Here is an 18,564-nt window from a genome sequence, read left to right as displayed (position 1 = left end):
AACTACGAAAATGGCTGAATTTGCACTCCCGAAGAACTCCCGGCTGACCAAGGGCAAGCACTTCCCCGCCAAGAGCGGTGCGAAGAACACGCGGACCTTCAAGATCTACCGCTGGAGGCCGGATGACGACCAGAATCCGCGGACCGACACCTACGAGATCGATCTCGATGCGTGCGGCCCGATGGTTCTGGACGCGCTGATCAAGATCAAGAACGAGATTGATCCGACCCTGACCTTCCGCCGCTCCTGCCGCGAAGGGATCTGTGGTTCGTGCGCGATGAACATCGATGGCACCAACACGCTGGCCTGCACCCGCGCCATCGCCGATTGCGGCAAGGCCGAGGTACCGATCTACCCGCTGCCGCACATGGACGTGGTCAAGGATCTGGTTCCGGACCTGACCCACTTCTATGCGCAGTACGCCTCGATCAAGCCGTGGATCCGTACCCAGACCCCGGCGCCGCCGGACCGTGAGCGCCTGCAGTCGCCGGAGGACCGCAAGAAGCTCGACGGCCTGTACGAGTGCATCCTGTGCGCCTGCTGTTCGACCAGCTGCCCGAGCTACTGGTGGAACGGCGAGCGTTACCTGGGCCCGGCGATCCTGCTGCAGGCTTACCGCTGGATCATCGACTCGCGTGACGAGGACACCGGTGCGCGTCTGGACGACCTGGAAGATCCGTTCAAGCTGTACCGCTGCCACACGATCATGAACTGCGCACGGACCTGCCCGAAGGGCTTGAACCCGGCCTTGGCCATTGCCGAGATCAAGAAGCTGATGATGGCGCGCCGCGCCTGATCCAGCGGTTTTCCGCCAGGCAACCGTGCCTGGCGACTTTGGCGGCACCGGCCTTTGGGTCTGGTGCCGTCTTCGTTTCTGCCGTGGACTGGCCACGGCTTGCAGGACAGGTGGATGATGAGCCCGGAAGAAGAAATCGAGCTGAAGAAGCTGCGCTGGCGCTGCCGACGCGGCATGCGCGAGCTGGACCAGCTGTTCGGTCGCTATCTGGACCGCTGCTGGGTGCAGGCGCCGGCAGCAGAACGCGTGGTTTTCCTACAGCTGTTGGAGACCGAAGACGATAAGTTGTGGCGCTGGTCCATGGGCTACGAGGCTTGCCCCGATGCGCAACTGGCACAACTGCTCGACAAGATCCGCGCCTTGCCGGTGTGAGTGGCGGCCATCGCGCTGGCAGGCGCTGGTGATGATGGCGCTGGGCCTCGGCGCGGCCATCGCCTTGATGGACTGCGCGTTGCCGCGCCTGTATGCGGCGCCCGCGGCGTTGTGCGTATTGGCCGTCTGCGTGTGGCGCTGTCGTTGCGAGCTGCGGCGCCCGCCGCGTCATCTGCTGGTTCCTTGCGCGCCATCGCCGGTGCTGGTGGACGGCGCGCCGGTCACCGCCGTGGAGTTGCTCGAGCGCGGGCCGCTGACGCTGCTGCGCTTCAGGCAGGGCCGCCGCCGCGGCAGCTGTCTGTTCTGGCCCGACACGTTGGATTCCGGGCAGCGACGTGAACTCCGACTGGCCGTTCGTACCCATGCCGTTTCCCGCGACGCGCCGACGGTGGCACCATAGCGGCAGTTCACGGGCACACACGCATGTTCAAACCCTTACCTGTCGCAATCGGATTGCGTTACCTGCGTGCCAAGCGCCGCAACGGTTTCATTTCCTTCATCTCGATGGCATCGATCTTGGGTATCGCACTCGGGGTCATGGTGCTGATCACCACGTTGGCGGTGATGAGCGGTTTCCAGAAGGAGATCCGCGACCGCCTGCTGCAGATGTCCGCCCATGCCACCGTCAGTGCCGATGGCGAGGCGATGTCCAACTGGCAACATGCGGTGGATGTGGCGATGAAGGATCCACGCGTGGCCGGTGCCGCGCCGTATATCGAGATCCAGGCCATGCTGGCCGGCCCGCGCGTGCAGGGTGCCATCGTGCAGGGCATCGACCCGGCGCAGGAGCCGAAGGTGTCGGTGATCGGCGAGAAGATGGTCAAGGGATCGCTGGACAGCCTCAAGCCCGGAGAGTTCAACATCCTGCTCGGCAAGGAGCTGGCGATCTGGCTCGGCGTCGGCGTCGGTGACAGTGTGGTCGCCACCCTGGCCGAAGTGCAGGGCACGCCGATGGGGGCGATGCCGCGGGTCAAGCGCTTCACCGTCAGTGGCATCTTCGAGGCCGGTTCCAACGAGGTCGACCGTGGCGTGGCCTTCACCAACATGCAGGACATGGAACGGGTGCTGCGCATGGACGGGGCCACCGGCGTGCGCCTGAAGATGCACGACATGGACCAGGCCTACACGGTGGCGCGCGATCTGGCAGTCAATCTCAACGGCTATTACCGCGTGAGCGACTGGACCCAGGAAAACGCCAACCTCTACCACTCGTTGCGCATGGAGAAGACGGTGATGGGCATCCTGCTGTCGCTGATCATCGCGATGGGGGCGTTCAACCTGGTGTCCTCGCAGGTGATGCTGGTCACCGACAAGCAGGCCGACATCGCGATCCTGCGCACCCTGGGCCTGACTCCCGGCGGGGTGATGCAGGTGTTCATGGTGCAGGGCACCTTGATCGGCGTGTTCGGCACGCTGGCCGGCGTGATCGGTGGCATCACCCTGACGCTGAATCTGGAGCGCATCCTCGGCCTGATCGAGAGCGCTTTCAACATCAAGCTGCTGCCGGAGGACGTGTATTACATCACCGGCTTGCCGACGGATATGCAGACCGGCGATATCGTGGTGATCACCCTGGTGGCGCTGATGATGAGTTTCCTGGCAACGCTGTACCCGGCTTGGCGCGCGGCGCGCACCCAGCCGGCGGAGGCGCTGCGCTATGAATGAGAATGCACGCATGGAATCGGTGATCCGCGCCGAGGGACTGGGCAAGACCTACGCCGAAGGCAAGATGCACACGCCGGTGTTCGATGGCCTGGACCTGGATGTGGCCGCCGGCGAGACCGTGGCGATCGTCGGCGCTTCCGGTGCCGGCAAGAGCACGCTGCTGCACCTGCTGGGCGGTCTGGATATTCCCAGCGCCGGCGAGGTCTATGTCACCGGGCAGAAGATGTCGACGTTGTCCGATACCGAGCGCGGGCGCCTGCGCAACCGCTCGCTGGGCTTCGTCTACCAGTTCCACCATCTGCTGCCGGAGTTCACCGCGCTGGAGAACGTGATGATGCCGGTGATGCTGGGCGGCAGCGACGCGGCCGAGGCGGGCAAGCGTGCTACGGCCCTGTTGGAATCGGTCGGGCTTGGCCATCGCCTGGAGCACAAGCCGGGCGAGCTGTCTGGCGGTGAGCGCCAGCGTGCCGCGGTGGCGCGTGCACTGGTGAACCAGCCGGCCTGCGTGCTGGGAGACGAGCCGACCGGCAATCTGGATGACAAGACGGCCGCGACCGTTTTCGAGCTGATGTTGGAGTTGAACCGTGCCCAGCGCACCAGTCTGGTGCTGGTGACCCACGACCGGGGTCTGGCGCGCAAGTTGGACCGGGTGCTGGAGCTGCGCCAAGGACGCCTGCACGAGCTGGAACGCGGCCAGGTCTGATCCCGGGTCTTACGCGCCGGTATTGCTGCGGATTTAACTTTGCACGGCGGATGATCGCCATGCGGGTGCCATGCCCGTGGTCACCCTATGTCCAAGGAGTCATGTCATGAGAAAGCTGCTGGTTACCTTGATTGCTCTCGCCGCACTGGCTGGGTGTGCAACCACGGGCAAGTTGTCCAGCGATGAGCGGCTGGCGCTGTATCGCGCCCATGCCGGCGAACCGGTAAAGGATTTCCAGTATTTCGGCTCGCTCAACGGCTGGACCGAGCTGGGCGACAGCGCACTGGCGGTGTGGACCCGCCCCAGTGAGGCATATCTGCTGGAGCTGATGGGGCCATGTATCGATCTGGATTTTGCGCCGGCCATTTCAGTGACCAACCAGATGGGGCGGGTATCTGCCCGGTTCGACAGTGTGATCGTGCTTGGCGCTGGCTTGGGTGGGCCGGGCATTCCCTGCCGGATCCAGACCATCCGGCCAGTGGACGTGAAGGGCCTGCGGCAGACCGAGAAGGCGTTGCGCGAAGCCAGGTTGCAGGAGCGCGAAGCGGCCAAGCCGTAATCGCACGGCGGGCCGCAGGTGGCCTGCGCCTCGGGTTCAGCCCTGGGTGTCGGGCGTCACATAACCGGCAGGCTTTTCCGCCCCGCCAGCGAACAGGTACTTCACCAGTTCTTCTTCCAGAAACGCGCGATGCTTCGGATCGCGCGGCGAGAGCCGGTTCTCGTTGATCAGCATGGTCTGGTGCGCTAGCCACGATGCCCAGGCCTGCTTGCCGATGCCAGTGAAGATGCGCTGCCCCAGCTCGCCGGGATAGGGCACGAAGTCCAGACCTTCGGTTTCGCGTTGTTCGTACTGGCAGAAGACGGAGCGGGACATGGCGTATTCCTGTTGGATCAGTGCGCCGGGTGGCGCTCTAGCAGTTTGCGGATCGGTGCGGGCAGCCCCAGCGAGGGCAGTTCACTGGCTGCCACCCAGCGCAGGCTGTCATTGTCGCCGACCCTTGCGTGGAGGGCGACCTTGCGCACGTGCAGCGGCTGCAGGTGCAGGCGGTAGTGGCTGAAGGTATGCACGATCGGCGGCAATTCCTTGCTGTTGTCGTAGTCACCGGCAATGTTGTCGGCAAACCATTGCCGCATCTGGCTGTCGGTGTCGGCCTGGGGCAAGGTCCACAGCGAGGCCCAGATACCGGTCGGCGGGCGCTTGAGCAGCAGGATGCGACCCTGCGCGTCCTCCAGCAGCAACGCGGTGGCCTCGCGTTCGGGCAGGGTCTTGCTCGGTTTGGGCGTGGGCAGCGACTCGACCAGTCCTTGCGCATGGGCAATGCATGAAGTCTGCAGCGGGCACAGGATGCAGGCCGGCTTGGCGCGGGTGCACAGCGTGGCGCCGAAATCCATCTGCGCCTGGGTGTAGTCGGCCATGCGGCCGGCGGGCACTTGGGTGAGCTGTTCGGTGGCCAGCGCCCACAACTGCTTTTCGATGGCGGGAAGGCCCGGAAAACCGGCAATGCCGTGATAGCGGGTCAGCACCCGCTTCACGTTGCCATCGAGGATTGGCAACGGGTCGTTCCAGGCCTGGCTGAGGATCGCACCGGCGGTACTGCGGCCGATGCCGGGCAGGGCGAGCAGGGCCTCGAAATCGCGGGGCAGTTCACCGCCGTGCAGTTCAACGCATTGCTTTGCCGCGGCATGCAGGTTGCGGGCGCGGGCGTAGTAGCCCAGCCCGGCCCAGTGCGCCATCACCATGTCGTTGTCGGCGGCGGCCAGATCGGCCAGAGCCGGAAACGACTGCACAAAACGCAGGAAGTAGGGGATGACCGTGGCCACCTGCGTCTGCTGCAGCATGATCTCCGACAGCCATACCCGGTATGGCGAACGCGGGTGCTGCCACGGCAGGTCGTGGCGGCCGTGCTGGTCGAACCACGCCAGCAGCGGTCCGGCGAAGGTGTCGGCGCCGGTCTTCGCGGAGCGGGGCATCAGTTGCCGCTGCTGCCCAGTGCTTCGGGCAGCAGGGCGTCGACGAAGGCTTCCGGATCAAACACGCGCAGATCTTCCGGGCGCTCACCGATGCCGGCAAAACGGATCGGAATGCCGAACTCGCGGGCCAGCGCGAACACCACGCCGCCCTTGGCGGTGCCGTCCAGCTTGGTCACCACCAGCCCGGTGACGCCGGCGGCGGCGTGGAACTGGCGCAGCTGTGACAGCGCGTTCTGGCCGGTGGTGCCATCGATGACCATCAGCACTTCGTGCGGAGCGGTGTCGTCGATCTTGCCGAGCACGCGGCGGATCTTGCTCAGTTCGTTCATCAGACCGGTCTGGGTGTGCAGGCGGCCGGCGGTATCGGCGATCAGCACGCTGGTGCCGCGCGCCTTGCCGGCCTGCAGGGCATCAAACGCAACCGAGGCGGCATCGGCGTTCTGGCCCTGGGCGACCACGGCCACGCCATTGCGCTCGCCCCAGATCTGCAGCTGGGCAACGGCGGCGGCGCGGAAGGTGTCGCCGGCGGCCAGCATCAGGCTGTGGCCCTGATCCTTGAAACGCTTGGCCAGCTTGCCGATGGTGGTGGTCTTGCCGACGCCGTTGACGCCGACGGTGAGGATCACAAACGGCTTGGCGTTGGCGTCGATGACCAGTGGCTTGGCCACTGGCTGCAGCAGTGCGATCAGGTCCGCGCGCAGTGCGGCCAGCAATGCATTGGCGTCGGCGAATTCGCGCGATTTCATGCGCTTGCGCAGGTCTTCGACCAGTGCAGTGGTGGCCGGCACGCCGACGTCGGCGGTGATCAGCGTGGTCTCGATCTCGTCGAGCAGGTCGTCGTCGAGTTTGGGATTGCGCGAGAACAGGCCGCCGAAGCTGCGGGCGAGGGTGCTGTTGCGCAGACGTTCGCGCCAGCCGAGCTTGCCGGAGGCGGCGGCCGGTGCGGCGCTGGCGGGAATAAGCGCATCGTCGGTCGCCGCGGTTTCGACTGCGGGCACTGCAACCGCTACCGGTGGCGCCTCTTCCTGCGCGGCGGGCATTGGTTCGATCACCGCGGCCGGCGTTTGCGGAGCGGCCGGTACGGCAGCTGTCGCTGCGCTGATGACGGATGCAGGCTGTGTTTCGGCCACCACACTGGCCGGAGCAGGCGTCTCGCTCACGGCCGTGGCAGGGGATTCAGCCGCCGGCGCCGGAAACGCTTCACTGGCATCGACATGCGGTGAGGCATCGGCGGGTGCTTTCGGGAACGCCGCGGCCAGCTCCTCCGCGCTCAGCGTGGACGGCTTGGCGGGCTGTTGGGCGTCGTCGTTCTTCTTGCGGCGGAAAAAGCTGAACATGAGGGAAAAAGGCCTGAAATCAGCGGCATATGCTACCACCGGGGCCCGCAGGGGGGCGGTGGCGGATAAACGCGGAGCCGGCACAGGGCCGGCTCCGGGCGGGGGCTGCGTGGGCGCAAGTTACGCCGACAGCTCCAGCAGCAGCTTGTTGAGGCGGCGCACGTAGCCGGCCGGGTCCTTCAGGCTGTCGCCGGCGGCCAGTGCGGCCTGGTCGAACAGCACGTGGGCCAGGTCGTTGAAACGGTCCATATCGGCTTCGGCGTCGAGCTTTTCGATCAGCGGATGGGCCGGGTTGAACTCGAACACCGGCTTGGACTCCGGTACCTTCTGGCCGCTGGCTTCCAGGATCTGGCGCATCTGCAGCCCCAGGTCCTGCTCACCGATGGCCAGGATCGCCGGCGAATCGGTCAGGCGGTGGGAGACGCGCACTTCGGCCACGTCCTCGCCCAGCGCGGTCTTCAGGCGCGTGACCAGAGCTTCCTTGGTCTTGGCGACTTCTTCCTGCGCCTTCTTGTCCTCTTCGGTTTCCAGCTTGCCCAGGTCCAGGTCGCCGCGGGCGATGTCGACAAAGGACTTTCCGTCGAACTCGTTGAGGTAGCCCATCAGCCACTCGTCGATGCGGTCGGTCATCAGCAGCACCTCGATTCCCTTCTTGCGGAACACCTCCAGGTGCGGGCTGTCCTTGACCTGCTGGTAGCTTTCGCCGGTCAGGTAATAGAGCTTGTCCTGGCCGTCGATCATGCGGGCGACATAGTCGGCCAGGGCCACACTCTGCTCGCCGCTGCCGTCATGGGTGGAGGCGAAGCGCAACAGGCCGGCGATCTTCTCGCGGTTGCCGTAATCCTCGGCCGGACCTTCCTTCAGCACCTGGCCGAAGTTCTTCCAGAAGCCGGCATAGTCCTCCGGCTTGTCCTTGGCCAGCTTCTCCAGCATGTCCAGCGAACGCTTGGTCAGCGCCGACTTCATCGAGTCGATCACCGGGCCGGACTGCAGGATTTCGCGGGACACGTTCAGCGGCAGGTCATTGGAGTCGACCACGCCCTTGATGAAACGCAGGTACAGCGGCAGGAACTGCTCGGCCTGGTCCATGATGAAAACGCGCTGCACATAGAGCTTCAGGCCCTTGGGCGCGTCACGGTGGTACAGGTCGAACGGGGCGCGACCGGGGGTGTACAGCAGCGAGGTGTATTCCAGCTTGCCCTCGACCTTGTTGTGGCTCCAGGCCAGCGGGTTGGTCGGATCGTGGGCGATGTGCTTGTAGAACTCCTGGTATTCCGCGTCGCTGATCTCGGACTTGGCGCGGGTCCACAGCGCATTGGCGCGGTTGACGGTCTCCCATTCCGGCGTGGCCGGCTTGTCGGCTTCCTCGCCGTGGTGTTCTTTCTGCAGCTCGATCGGCAGGCCGATATGGTCGGAGTACTTCTTGATCAGGCTGCGCAGCTGCCAGCCGTCGGTGTAGCTGTCCTCGCCTTCCTTCAGGTGCAGCACGATGCGGGTGCCGCGCTCGGGCTTGTCGATGGTGGCGATCTCGAACTCGCCTTCGCCCCTGGAGGACCAGTGCACGCCCTCGCTGGCCGGCAGACCGGCGCGGCGGCTGTAAACGTCGACCTGGTCGGCGACGATGAAGGCCGAATAGAAGCCCACGCCGAACTGGCCGATCAGGTTGGAGTCCTTCTTCTGGTCGCCGGACAGGTTCTTCAGGAAATCGGCGGTGCCGGACTTGGCGATGGTGCCCAGGTGCGCGATGGCTTCCTCGCGGCTCAGGCCGATGCCGTTGTCGTCGATGATCAGGGTGCGCGCGGCCGGGTCGGCCTCGATGCGGATGCGCAGTGGCGCGCCGCCTTCCAGCAGCTCGGGCCGGGTCAGCGCTTCGAAGCGCAGCTTGTCGGCGGCGTCGGCGGCATTGGACACCAGCTCGCGCAGGAAGATTTCCTTGTTCGAGTACAGCGAATGGATCATCAGGTGCAGCAGCTGCTTCACCTCGGTCTGGAAGCCCAGGGTTTCCTTTTGGGTTTCTGCGTTCATCGGTCGGTCGTGCTCCATGGCTGACATGCCGCGTGGGGATCGCGGCGGCTGACTCCACGGGTAAGGGTGATTGAACCGATTTCAAGGCTTGGGTGGCCCGGCAGGTGCTTGGTCTATCATTCCCGTCCTGTTTTTCGCTCGAAGGTCCGTGCCGCCAATGTCCTTGATTTCTCGCCTGTTCCTTCCGGTGGTGGGCACATGAACGGCCGCAGCAAGGCGGCCGGTCCAGCTGGTGGCGGACAGGTGCGTATCGTCGGTGGGCGCTGGCGCAATACCCGGCTGCAGGTGCCGGACCTGCCGGGGCTGCGTCCGACCAGTGACCGCGTGCGCGAGACCCTGTTCAACTGGCTGATGCCCAAGCTGCCCGGTGCCCGGGTGCTGGACCTGTTCGCCGGCAGTGGCGCGCTGGGGCTGGAGGCGCTTTCGCGAGGCGCGGCCTCCGCCGTGCTGGTCGAGCGGGATCCGGTCCTGGTCACGGCGCTGCGCGCGGTGGTGACCCGGTTGGGGGCCGAGGGGCAGGTGCAGGTCGCCAGCGGCGATGCGCTGCGCTGGCTGGACACGGCCGCGCCGCAGCAGGCCGATATCGTGTTCGTCGATCCGCCGTTCGCCGATGGCCTGTGGGAGCAGGTGATCGAACGCCTGCCGCGACATATCGCGCCGGGTGCGTGGCTGTATGTGGAGGCGCCAGCGCAGCGGCGGCAGTCGTTGCCGCCGGAATGGAGCCTGCATCGCGAGGGCGGCACGCGCGAGGTCGGCTATGCCCTGTATCGGCATGCCACTGTTACACTTCGCAACGACTTGAACGCGGTAAACAACGCATGACTTCGGCCAATCGTCGTATTGCCGTCTATCCGGGGACATTTGATCCGATCACCAATGGTCATATCGACCTCGTGAACCGGGCTGCGCCGCTGTTCGAGAAGATCGTGGTCGGTGTGGCCTTCAGCCCGTCCAAAGGCCCGACCTTGCCGCTGGACCTGCGCGTGGAGCTGGCGCGTGAGGCGCTCAAGCGCCATGGGAATGTGGAAGTCGTGGGTTTCGATACGCTGCTGGCACATTTCGTACGTTCCGTGCATGGCGGCGTGCTGTTGCGCGGTCTGCGCGCGGTGTCCGACTTCGAATACGAATTCCAGATGGCGAGCATGAACCGCCATCTGATCCCGGAGGTCGAAACCCTGTTTCTGACCCCCTCTGAACAGCACAGCTTCATTTCCTCCTCGCTGGTGCGTGAAATCGCCCGGCTGGGCGGGGATGTGTCCGGTTTCGTGCCGGCAACCGTGCTGGAAGCGCTGCGCAAGGCCCGCGAAGCCCGCGCGGCCGCCGAATCCTCCAAACAGCTGTAACGAACACCTTTAAAGGGAGAACCACCATGAAGAAAACGATGCGCGTGATGTTGGCCGCTTCGCTGGTGCTGGCCTTCGCGGCCTGCAAGAAGGAAGAGGCCGCGCCGGTCGCCGACGCCCAGCAGGCGCTGGTCGCCCCGGCCAAGGACGACGATGCCGGCTGGAAGAAGTACCTGCAGGCCGTGGCCGTGCAGAACATGGGCAACATCACCGCCAGCCCGTTCCTGTACTACCTGCCGCCGGAGTCCGATCCGGAATTCGCCGCCAAGTACGGCCGCCAGGTGGAAAGCGCCACCACCGCCATGAGCCGCGGCATCCAGCCGGGCAACATGCTGGCCTTCGGTTCCTCGGCTTCGGCGAAGATGGCCGACCTGATCGATACCGCGTTCAAGGACGTGCAGGCCGATTCGATGAAGGGCGTGCGCGTGGTGTTCATCGGCGATGCCGCCGACAATGCCCGCGTGCAGACCATCGTGCAGCCGACCGGCGCCGATTACATCTTCGTTGAAGCCAAGTAATACCCGTGCAAGGCCGGGCACGCGCAATGCGTGCCCGGTTGCGGCCGGCAGCGATGTCACGCCGCAGGCAACCGGTCGCGGCTGGGCCCACCGGTTCAACGCTGGCAGGCGCGGGCATGGAGTAGTGCCATGTCGTTGAAAATCAATGAGCTCTGCGTCAATTGCGACGTCTGCGAGCCTGCCTGCCCGAACAAGGCGATTTCCATGGGCGAGACGATCTACGTGATCGATCCGGCCCGTTGCACCGAATGCGTCGGCCATTTCGATGAGCCGCAATGCGTGGTGGTCTGTCCGGTGGAATGCATCGACCCGGACCCGGATATCCCCGAAACCCAGGAGCAGTTGCTGGCCAAGCTGTTCGGCCTGCAGCGCGACCATCCCGAACTTTACGAACCGGAGGATCCGACGGCATGAAACCGTTTGCCCGTTCCCTGTTGTTGTGTGCATGGCTGTTGAGCCCGAGCGTGTGGGCCTCGGACACGGCACCGGCCCGTGCCACCCATCCTGACGGAGCGGTCATCGCCAGCGGCCACTCACTGGCCACCGATGCCGGCATGGAAATCCTGGCCAAGGGCGGCAACGCCTTTGATGCCGCAGTGGCGGTGTCCTCGACATTGGCCGTGGTCGAGCCGATCAGCTCGGGCCTGGGTGGCGGCGGATTCTTCCTGCTGCACGATGCCAGAACCGGCAAGGATGTGATGCTGGACGCGCGCGAGACCTCGCCCGAATCGGCCACGCCCGAGCAGTTCCTGGACAAGAACGGCGAGCTGGATCGCGACCGCTCGGTCAACGGTCCATGGTCGGCTGGAATCCCGGGCCTGCCGGCGCTGCTGGTGCAGGTGGCCCGCGAACACGGCCGGCTGCCGCTGACCGACTCGCTGGCGCCGGCAATCCGGGTCGCCCGTGACGGCTTCCCGGTGTATGCACGTATGGCCCGTGGCTACGAGTCGCGCCGCGAGGTGATGGAGCGTTATCCGGGGACCCGCGAGGTCTACCTGCGCAACGGCCGTCCGATCGCCGAAGGCGACATCTTCAAGCAGCCGGAGTTGGCGCGCACCCTGCAGCTGCTGGCGGAGAAGGGCTTTGACGGTTTCTACCGCGGCGAAACCGGCAGGAAGCTGCTGGCCGGGGTGAAGCAGGCCGGCGGCCGCTGGACCGCCGCGGAGCTGGCCGGCTACCGGGTCAAGACCCGCGAGCCGATCGTTTTCAACTACCGCGACTGGAAGATCACCACCGCCTCGCCGCCGTCCTCCGGTGGCATCGCGCTGGCATCGATGCTGCAGATCCTGGAAGGCTGGGACATCAACAAGATGGACGAGGCCCACCGCACCCATCTGGTGGTGGAGGCGATGCGCCGCGCCTATCGCGACCGCACGTTCTTCCTCGGCGATCCGGACTTTGTCGATATCCCGCAGAAGGTGTTGACCAGTCGCGACTATGCGCAGGGCCTGCGCGCGACGATTCATCCGGAGAAGGCAACGCCGAGTGACCTGCTGTCGGGCAATCCGACGCCGCTGGAAGACGACGAGACCACGCACTTCTCGATCATCGACGGCGAAGGCAACCGCGTCGGCGGCACCCAGACGGTGAACCTGTTGTACGGCTCGGGGCTGATCCCGGCCGGCACCGGCGTGTTGCTGAACAACGAGATGGACGACTTCGCGCTCAAGCCGGGCACCCCGAATGCGTTCGGCGTGATGGGCTACGAGGCCAACGCGCCCAAGACCGGCAAACGCATGTTGAGCTCGATGACGCCGACCTTCATGGAGAACGAGGACAAGGTCATCGTGATCGGCACGCCGGGCGGCAGCCGCATCATCACCATGGTATTGCTGGGCATCCTCGGCTATGACGCCGGACTGGATGCGCAGCAGGTGGCTGCGTTGCCGCGCTACCACCACCAGTGGCTGCCCGATGAGATCTCCGCCGAGTCCGGGGCGTTCTCGGCGGACGTGGCCAGGCAGTTGCAGGCGATGGGTCACAAGGTCGATCTGCCCGGGGACAGCGCCGCTGGTGGCCGCGGTTCCAGCCACGTGTGGGGCAACCTGCAGACGGTGGAATGGGACCGCCGCAGCAACACCCTCAGCGGCGGCACCGACCCGCGCAATCCGGTCGGCAGTGCCGAGGTCAAGCGCAACGCAACGGCCGACTGACACGCGCGCCGAACAACGCAAAAAGCCCCGCCGTCCGGCGGGGCTTTTCTGTTCCGGGGTGTCAATAATCCGGCGCTGTCGGCTTGCGAATATTTAACGCGGAGTCAGTAGAATTTTTCATATGAAACTATGGTCGATCCGCGGTAATTCGCAAAAACTCGATGGCGGTGCAATGTTCGGCAACGCCCCCAAGGCATTGTGGGAAAAGTGGGCACCGGCCGATGACCTCAACCGGATCGAACTGGCATGCCGGGCGTTGCTGGCCAGTCCGCTGGCCGGCAAGACGGTGCTGTTCGAAACCGGTATTGGCGCGTTCTTCGAGCCGAAACTGCGCGAACGCTACGGTGTGCAGGAGCCGCGACATATCCTGATCGATTCGCTGCGCGAAGCCGGCTTCGAGCACGAGGATATCGATGTGGTGGTGCTGAGCCATCTGCATTTCGACCACGCCGGTGGGCTGCTGGCGCCATGGTCGGAAGGCCGCGCACCGGAGCTGCTGTTTCCCAACGCCACCTTCGTGGTGGGCGCCGCGCACTGGGAGCGGGCGCTGCATCCGCATCCGCGTGACCGTGCCAGTTTCATCCCCGAACTGCCGAAGCTGCTGCAGGACAGCGGGCGGCTGGAAGTGGTGTCCGGCGAGTATTCGAAGGTGCTCGGGGAATCGGTGCGTTTCAGTTTCAGCGACGGCCACACGCCGGGGCTGATGCTGGCCGAGATCGTCGGCCCGGAGCGGGTCGATGGCCTGCCGCGCGGTGGCGTGGTGTTCTGTGCCGACCTGATTCCCGGCCGCTCGTGGGTGCATGTGCCGATCACGATGGGCTATGACCGCAATGCCGAGCTGCTGATCGACGAGAAGCGCGCGTTTCTGGAAGACAAGCTTGCGCGCAACGTGCATCTGTTCTTCACCCACGATCCGCAGTGCGCGATGGCGCAGGTGGTGCGTGATGAGAAGGGCCGTTTCGGCACCGCCCATGAAGTGGCCGAGCTGAAAGCCCGCGCGCTGGCCGCTGCCTGAAAACTGCCCGAAGGTCCCGGGCGATGGCGCCCGGGACCGTGGAACTCAGCCGACGCGGGTACCGAAGATGCGATCGCCGGCATCGCCCAGGCCCGGCAGGATGTAGGCCTTGTCGTTGAGGCGCTCGTCGATGGCGGCGGTGAAGATCTCCACGTCCGGGTGCGCGGCCTCCACGGCGTTGAGGCCTTCCGGTGCGGCGACCAGGAAGATGCCCTTGATGCGGCGGGCGCCGGCGCGCTTGAGCATGTCGATGGTGGCGATCAGGGTGCCGCCGGTGGCCAGCATCGGATCCAGGATCAGTGCGTCGCGCTCTTCCAGGCGACCGGTCAGGCGCTCGAAATAGGGCACCGGCTGCAGGGTCTCCTCATCGCGCTGCAGGCCGACCACGCTCACCCGTGCGGCCGGAATCAGCGACAGCACCCCGGTCAGCATGCCCAGGCCGGCGCGCAGGATCGGCACCACGGTGATCTTGGCCCCGGCGATGCGCTGCACCTGCACCGGACCGGCCCAGCCTTTCATCGTGTGGCTCTCGGTGTCCAGATCGGCGGTGGCCTCGTAGGCGAGCAGGGTACCCAGCTCGTTGACCACTTCGCGGAAATCCTTGGTGCTCATGTCCGGATCGCGGAGCAGGCCGATCTTGTGCTGGACCAGGGGGTGGCGGACTTCGACGATTTTCATGGCGGATATGACGGCAGGGGCGAGTGGCCAGTGTGCCGCAGGCCCTCTGTATCCGGCCAGTACGGCGTTGCAATACGACCGTCCCCGGGCTGTCATCGCCGCGCAATCCCACGGACATACCGTGCCCACCCATCCTTTACATCCTCTGGGGGCGGTAGTGCGCAAGCGCGTGTTGGTGATGGCGGTGACGACGGCGGTGGCCTGTATGGCCACCGCGCAGGCTGGGCAAAAGCCGGTTGCTCCGGATGGCGCGGTGGTTGCCGCCGTCACGGCGGCAGCGGTGGATCTGCAGCCGATCGAGGTGCGGGCTCAGCGCGAGGCGCAGACCCGGGCGGTCGAACTCAAGCGCGACGCCGATGCGATCCAGGATGCGGTGGCTTCCGATTCGATGGGCGACTACCCGGACATGAACGTCGCCGAGTCGCTGCAGCGGTTGCCCGGCGTCAGCGTCACCCGCGACCAGGGTGAAGGCCGCTTCGTGGTGATCCGTGGTCTGGATGCGGCGCTCAACAGTGTCAGCATCGACGGCATCGCGGTGGGCACGCCGGAAGATTCCTCGCGCGCCGCGCCGCTGGACGTGATTCCCACCGATTCGACCGAACGCCTGCGGGTGATCAAGTCGGCCACGCCGGACATGCCGGGCGATGCCATTGGCGGCAGTGTGGTGGTGGAGTCGGCCTCGGCCTTCGACCGCGACGGCCGTTCGCTCAAAGGCAAGCTCGAAGCCAGTCACCAGCAGCTTTCCGGCAAAACCAGCCCCAAGGCCGCGTTCAACTACAGCGAGGTGTTCAACGACACCTTCGGTATCGCGCTGGGTATCAACCACCACAAACGCAGCTTCGAGTCGGACAACACCGAGGTTGCCTACGGCAGCTTCGACGGGGGCGCCGACGATGACCTGGCCGCGCTGGAGATCCAGCGTCGCAAGTACAGCATCGAGCGCACCCGCAGCGGCGCCAACCTCAATCTGGACTGGCGACCGGACCAGGACAACCGCTACTACCTGCGCACGCTGTACAGCCGCTTCGATGATGCCGAAACCCGCCAGCGCACCGTGTTCGGTCTGGAGGACGGTGTCATCAGTGCGCTGGGCGGTGGTCGCTACCAGGTGGATGACCTGCCGGCCGACGCGATCAGCAAACGCATGCGCTACCGCACCAAGGAGGAGGACACCTTTGCCGCCAGTCTCGGCGGTGAAAACCGCCTGAGCAATGCGGTGCTTGATTACCGGCTGGGCTATACCAGGACCCGCGAGCGCGTGAATGACGAAATGGAAGCGCGCTTCGAGTACGACGGTGCCGACCTGTCGGCCACGATCGACCAGAACCGCGGCATTCCCGCGCTGGACCTGGGCTATGCCGGCTGGATGGACAGCGCCAACTACACGTTCGACCGGGTGGTGATCGGGCCCAAGCAGGTGGATGACAGCGAACGCAGCGCGCAGGTCAATGCCCGTTTCGATGCCGACCATGCCAGCTACAAGTTCGGCCTGCTCGGCCGCTGGCGCGAGCGTGCGGTGAATGTTGACGAGGCCGAAATGCGCCGCGGTCCGGCGGTGGATCTGACCAGCTGGAACGGTGCGACGTTGGCACACCGTGGCGGGCCGCTGGGGCAGGGCATGAGCTCGGCGGCGATGCGTCGCTGGTGGGCGAGCAGCGGTGGCCAGTACAGTGCCCGGCCGCAGGATGTCGCCGGCAACGTCATGGCCTCGCTGGAAGAGGATTACACCGCCAACGAGGACATCCTCGCCGCCTATGCGATGGGCACCTGGGATATCGGCGCGCTGCGTGTGATCGGCGGCGTGCGCGTGGAAAACACCCGGTTCGATGCCAGCGGCAACCAGGTGGACATCGCCGCCGACGGCAGGACCGTCACCGTCAGCCCGCGCACCGCCAGCAACAGCTACAGCAACGTGTTGCCGGGCTTGCATCTACGCTACGACACAGGCAACAACTGGGTGCTGCGCGGCGCGCTCAACAAGAGCGTGGCGCGCCCGTCCTTCGGCGACGTGTCACCGCGGCTGGCGATGAACCGGGATGACGGGGAAGTCCGGGTCGGCAACCCGCAGCTGGACCCCTACGAATCGACCAACCTGGATTTCTCGTTCGAGCGCTATCTGGGGCAGACCGGGCTGGTGGCGCTGGGCCTGTTCCACAAGGACATCGACGGTTACATCGTGCAGACCGTCAGCGATGCCGATGCCGGATTCCCCGGCTTCGAGGTCACCCGTTCGATCAATGGCGACAGGGCCAGGGTGTTCGGCGCCGAGTTCAATTGGCAGCAGCAACTGGCGTTCCTGCCGGGGGCCTGGGGCGGCCTGCTGGTCGGGGCCAGCGGCACCTGGCTGGACACCGGATTCGATCCCGGTATCGCCGGTCGTGCGCGCGACGATTTCACCCTGCCGCGCGCGTCGCGCAATGTCTACAGCGCACATGTGGGCTATGAGTGGGGCGGCTTCAGCACGCGTCTGGCCGGTGTGTACCGCAGCCAGTATCTGGACAGCATCGGCGACAGCCGCGCCTACGACATCCATGTGGCACCGCACACCCAGCTGGATTTCAGTCTGGACTACCGTTTCACCCGCAACGTGAGCCTGTATCTGGAGGCGTCCAATCTGCTCGACAAACCGCTGGAGCTGTACCAGGGCGTGCGTTCGCGAACGCTGCAGAACGAGGAATACGGCCGTACCTACGCCGTTGGCCTGAAGGTGGCACTGTGAGGGCCGCGCTGCTGTGTAGCGGCCTAGCCCTGACGCTTGTCGCCTGCCAGCCGGCTGCCAGAAGCTCCCATCCGCTGACTGCGGCCGACATCGCCGAGGGTGCGCGCCCCCCGGTTGCCAAGCGGGTAGGGGAAGCCTTCCTCACGCCGACGACGTCGGCCGACAACATCGATTCGCCAGCCAGCTGGCGCAACGCCGATGGCCGGGTATGGCTGATCGCCACCGCCAAGGCCACCGACAAACTGGTGGTCTACGACGGGCAGACCGGCCAGCACCTGCGTGACGTGGGTAGCAGCGGCACCGCGCTTGGCCAGTTCGACCGCCCCAACGGCATCGCCGTGCAGGGCGACCTGCTGTTCATCGTCGAGCGCGACAACCATCGCGTGCAGGTGCTGCAACTGCCTGACTTCACCCCGCTGGGCACATTCGCCGGCACCGACCTGCGCAAGCCTTACGGGTTGTGGGTGAATCCGCAGCAGGACGGCTACGACGTGTACGTCACCGATTCCTACGACGAGGGCGAGGACGCCGCCGGCAACGATATCCTGCCGCCGCTGGAGCGTTTGAACGAGCGGGTGCGCCGCTACCACGTCCGCGTCGATGGCGGTGCCGTGCAGGCCCGTCTGGTCCGCAGCATCGGCGACACCACGGCCAAGGGGGCGCTGCGGGTGGTCGAGTCGATCTGGGGCGATCCGGCCAACGACCGCCTGCTGGTGGCCGAGGAGGACGAAAGCTACGCCAGCGAGGTCAAGGTCTACACGCTGGCCGGCGACTTCACCGGCAGCACCTTCGGCGAGGGTGTGTTCAAGGCCCAGGCCGAGGGCGTGATGCTGCGTACCTGCGGCGAGGGCGGCTGGTGGATCACCACCGAGCAGGGCAAGGAGCGCAGCGTGTTCCACCTGTTCGACCGCAAAACGCTGGCCCACGTCGGCGCGTTCCATGGCGATACGGTGGCCAATACCGACGGCATATGGAGCAGCCAGCAGGCATCGGCACGCTTCCCGCAGGGCGCGTTGTATGCGGTACATGACGACCAGGGCGTGGTGGCGTTCGACTGGCGCGATATCGCCAGCGCCCTGTCGCTGCCGCAGGACTGCGCGCTGTGAGCACCCGGGGCAGGAGGTCGTGGCTGCTGCTGGCCGCCATGATGGCGGCGGGGGGGGGGGGGGGGGGGGCGCCCCCCCCCGCGGCCCCCCCCCCGGGGGCGGCGGGGGGGCCGGCCCAAACCGGCCCCCGGGGGGCCCCCGGCCACAGCGGCCCGCCCCGGCC

General features: G+C 65.9%; 19 protein-coding genes. 14 read left to right on the top strand and 5 right to left on the bottom strand.

Going from position 1 to position 18,564, the window contains the following annotated elements; translation table 11 throughout:
• Window positions 1–10: 10 nt before the first annotated feature.
• From ACVOMH_RS12580 to ACVOMH_RS12555, 6 genes are all read left to right on the top strand, one after another.
• Window positions 11–796, top strand: coding sequence for a succinate dehydrogenase iron-sulfur subunit (locus ACVOMH_RS12580; protein WP_481552182.1), 786 nt, complete (start codon window positions 11–13; stop codon window positions 794–796).
• A 117-nt stretch (window positions 797–913) separates the two neighbouring features.
• The gene (locus ACVOMH_RS12575) at window positions 914–1,168 is read left to right on the top strand and encodes an FAD assembly factor SdhE (RefSeq protein WP_481524583.1); all 255 of its coding nucleotides are present in this window, start codon (window positions 914–916) and stop codon (window positions 1,166–1,168) included.
• A gap of 31 nt (window positions 1,169–1,199) precedes the next feature.
• Window positions 1,200–1,568, top strand: a complete 369-nt coding sequence (locus ACVOMH_RS12570) for a hypothetical protein (protein WP_481524582.1) — start codon at window positions 1,200–1,202, stop codon at window positions 1,566–1,568.
• 23 nt (window positions 1,569–1,591) lie between these two features.
• On the top strand, window positions 1,592–2,833 hold the full coding sequence (locus tag ACVOMH_RS12565; RefSeq protein ID WP_481524581.1) for a lipoprotein-releasing ABC transporter permease subunit: 1,242 nt from the start codon (window positions 1,592–1,594) through the stop codon (window positions 2,831–2,833).
• Window positions 2,826–3,536, top strand: coding sequence for a lipoprotein-releasing ABC transporter ATP-binding protein LolD (gene lolD / locus ACVOMH_RS12560; protein WP_054657934.1), 711 nt, complete (start codon window positions 2,826–2,828; stop codon window positions 3,534–3,536). The genes ACVOMH_RS12565 and lolD overlap by 8 nt, the downstream gene beginning before the upstream one ends.
• A gap of 106 nt (window positions 3,537–3,642) precedes the next feature.
• Entirely contained in the window at window positions 3,643–4,095 is a 453-nt protein-coding gene (locus tag ACVOMH_RS12555) for a DUF6491 family protein (protein WP_054657932.1), read from the top strand.
• Window positions 4,096–4,131: 36 nt separating this feature from the next.
• On the opposite strand, the gene ACVOMH_RS12550 is transcribed toward ACVOMH_RS12555, so the two are convergent.
• The 4 genes from ACVOMH_RS12550 to htpG form a co-directional block, all read right to left on the bottom strand.
• Window positions 4,132–4,410: an oxidative damage protection protein gene (locus tag ACVOMH_RS12550; protein ID WP_057505994.1), complete on the bottom strand. Its 279-nt coding sequence runs from the start codon at window positions 4,408–4,410 to the stop codon at window positions 4,132–4,134.
• Window positions 4,411–4,427: 17 nt separating this feature from the next.
• Window positions 4,428–5,507, bottom strand: a complete 1,080-nt coding sequence (gene mutY, locus ACVOMH_RS12545; protein WP_481524580.1) for an A/G-specific adenine glycosylase — start codon at window positions 5,505–5,507, stop codon at window positions 4,428–4,430.
• Window positions 5,507–6,844, bottom strand: coding sequence for a signal recognition particle-docking protein FtsY (ftsY, locus tag ACVOMH_RS12540; RefSeq protein WP_481552181.1), 1,338 nt, complete (start codon window positions 6,842–6,844; stop codon window positions 5,507–5,509). Before ftsY ends, mutY begins: the two co-directional genes overlap by 1 nt.
• Before the next feature lie 120 nt (window positions 6,845–6,964).
• A complete protein-coding gene (gene htpG / locus ACVOMH_RS12535) occupies window positions 6,965–8,869 on the bottom strand; it encodes a molecular chaperone HtpG (protein ID WP_481552180.1) in 1,905 nt (634 codons plus the stop codon).
• A gap of 198 nt (window positions 8,870–9,067) precedes the next feature.
• Here htpG and rsmD point away from each other — a divergent pair, with 198 nt between their 5' ends.
• The 6 genes from rsmD (at window position 9,068) to ACVOMH_RS12505 (ending at window position 13,898) form a co-directional block, all read left to right on the top strand.
• Complete coding sequence (rsmD, locus tag ACVOMH_RS12530; RefSeq protein WP_481552179.1) at window positions 9,068–9,691, top strand: 16S rRNA (guanine(966)-N(2))-methyltransferase RsmD; 624 nt, start codon at window positions 9,068–9,070, stop codon at window positions 9,689–9,691.
• On the top strand, window positions 9,688–10,212 hold the full coding sequence (gene coaD / locus ACVOMH_RS12525; RefSeq protein WP_481524576.1) for a pantetheine-phosphate adenylyltransferase: 525 nt from the start codon (window positions 9,688–9,690) through the stop codon (window positions 10,210–10,212). Before rsmD ends, coaD begins: the two co-directional genes overlap by 4 nt.
• A 26-nt stretch (window positions 10,213–10,238) precedes the next feature.
• Window positions 10,239–10,730, top strand: a complete 492-nt coding sequence (locus ACVOMH_RS12520) for a hypothetical protein (protein WP_481524575.1) — start codon at window positions 10,239–10,241, stop codon at window positions 10,728–10,730.
• Window positions 10,731–10,859: 129 nt separating this feature from the next.
• Window positions 10,860–11,144: a YfhL family 4Fe-4S dicluster ferredoxin gene (locus ACVOMH_RS12515; protein WP_054658563.1), complete on the top strand. Its 285-nt coding sequence runs from the start codon at window positions 10,860–10,862 to the stop codon at window positions 11,142–11,144.
• Entirely contained in the window at window positions 11,141–12,883 is a 1,743-nt protein-coding gene (ggt, locus tag ACVOMH_RS12510; protein WP_481524574.1) for a gamma-glutamyltransferase, read from the top strand. The genes ACVOMH_RS12515 and ggt overlap by 4 nt, the downstream gene beginning before the upstream one ends.
• Before the next feature lie 121 nt (window positions 12,884–13,004).
• Window positions 13,005–13,898 carry an MBL fold metallo-hydrolase gene (locus tag ACVOMH_RS12505; RefSeq protein WP_481524573.1) on the top strand — a complete coding sequence of 298 codons (894 nt, stop codon included), beginning with the start codon at window positions 13,005–13,007 and terminating at the stop codon, window positions 13,896–13,898.
• Between the two features lie 45 nt (window positions 13,899–13,943).
• On the opposite strand, the gene upp is transcribed toward ACVOMH_RS12505, so the two are convergent.
• Window positions 13,944–14,576, bottom strand: coding sequence for a uracil phosphoribosyltransferase (upp, locus tag ACVOMH_RS12500; RefSeq protein WP_481524572.1), 633 nt, complete (start codon window positions 14,574–14,576; stop codon window positions 13,944–13,946).
• A 205-nt stretch (window positions 14,577–14,781) separates the two neighbouring features.
• Between upp and ACVOMH_RS12495 the strand changes: the two genes are divergently transcribed.
• Window positions 14,782–17,295: a TonB-dependent receptor gene (locus ACVOMH_RS12495; RefSeq protein ID WP_481552246.1), complete on the top strand. Its 2,514-nt coding sequence runs from the start codon at window positions 14,782–14,784 to the stop codon at window positions 17,293–17,295.
• On the top strand, window positions 17,292–18,401 hold the full coding sequence (locus tag ACVOMH_RS12490; RefSeq protein WP_481552178.1) for an NHL repeat-containing protein: 1,110 nt from the start codon (window positions 17,292–17,294) through the stop codon (window positions 18,399–18,401). The genes ACVOMH_RS12495 and ACVOMH_RS12490 overlap by 4 nt, the downstream gene beginning before the upstream one ends.
• The last annotated feature ends 163 nt before the right edge of the window (window positions 18,402–18,564 follow it).

This window comes from Stenotrophomonas sp. STEN013, assembly GCF_056760355.1.
Note: the sequence above shows the minus strand (reverse complement) of the source record. Positions and strands in the feature narration are given on the sequence as shown.

Excerpts from the sequence above, each read along its gene's own strand:
- ACVOMH_RS12580 (WP_481552182.1), top strand. The coding sequence starts at position 11 with ATGGCTGAATTTGCACTCCCGAAGAACTCCCGGCTGACCAAGGGCAAG.
- ACVOMH_RS12575 (WP_481524583.1), top strand. The coding sequence starts at position 914 with ATGAGCCCGGAAGAAGAAATCGAGCTGAAGAAGCTGCGCTGGCGCTGC.
- ACVOMH_RS12570 (WP_481524582.1), top strand. The coding sequence starts at position 1,200 with ATGATGGCGCTGGGCCTCGGCGCGGCCATCGCCTTGATGGACTGCGCG.
- ACVOMH_RS12565 (WP_481524581.1), top strand. The coding sequence starts at position 1,592 with ATGTTCAAACCCTTACCTGTCGCAATCGGATTGCGTTACCTGCGTGCC.
- lolD (WP_054657934.1), top strand. The coding sequence starts at position 2,826 with ATGAATGAGAATGCACGCATGGAATCGGTGATCCGCGCCGAGGGACTG.
- ACVOMH_RS12555 (WP_054657932.1), top strand. The coding sequence starts at position 3,643 with ATGAGAAAGCTGCTGGTTACCTTGATTGCTCTCGCCGCACTGGCTGGG.
- ACVOMH_RS12550 (WP_057505994.1), bottom strand. The coding sequence starts at position 4,410 with ATGTCCCGCTCCGTCTTCTGCCAGTACGAACAACGCGAAACCGAAGGT.
- mutY (WP_481524580.1), bottom strand. The coding sequence starts at position 5,507 with ATGCCCCGCTCCGCGAAGACCGGCGCCGACACCTTCGCCGGACCGCTG.
- ftsY (WP_481552181.1), bottom strand. The coding sequence starts at position 6,844 with ATGTTCAGCTTTTTCCGCCGCAAGAAGAACGACGACGCCCAACAGCCC.
- htpG (WP_481552180.1), bottom strand. The coding sequence starts at position 8,869 with ATGAACGCAGAAACCCAAAAGGAAACCCTGGGCTTCCAGACCGAGGTG.
- rsmD (WP_481552179.1), top strand. The coding sequence starts at position 9,068 with ATGAACGGCCGCAGCAAGGCGGCCGGTCCAGCTGGTGGCGGACAGGTG.
- coaD (WP_481524576.1), top strand. The coding sequence starts at position 9,688 with ATGACTTCGGCCAATCGTCGTATTGCCGTCTATCCGGGGACATTTGAT.
- ACVOMH_RS12520 (WP_481524575.1), top strand. The coding sequence starts at position 10,239 with ATGAAGAAAACGATGCGCGTGATGTTGGCCGCTTCGCTGGTGCTGGCC.
- ACVOMH_RS12515 (WP_054658563.1), top strand. The coding sequence starts at position 10,860 with ATGTCGTTGAAAATCAATGAGCTCTGCGTCAATTGCGACGTCTGCGAG.
- ggt (WP_481524574.1), top strand. The coding sequence starts at position 11,141 with ATGAAACCGTTTGCCCGTTCCCTGTTGTTGTGTGCATGGCTGTTGAGC.
- ACVOMH_RS12505 (WP_481524573.1), top strand. The coding sequence starts at position 13,005 with ATGAAACTATGGTCGATCCGCGGTAATTCGCAAAAACTCGATGGCGGT.
- upp (WP_481524572.1), bottom strand. The coding sequence starts at position 14,576 with ATGAAAATCGTCGAAGTCCGCCACCCCCTGGTCCAGCACAAGATCGGC.
- ACVOMH_RS12495 (WP_481552246.1), top strand. The coding sequence starts at position 14,782 with ATGGCCACCGCGCAGGCTGGGCAAAAGCCGGTTGCTCCGGATGGCGCG.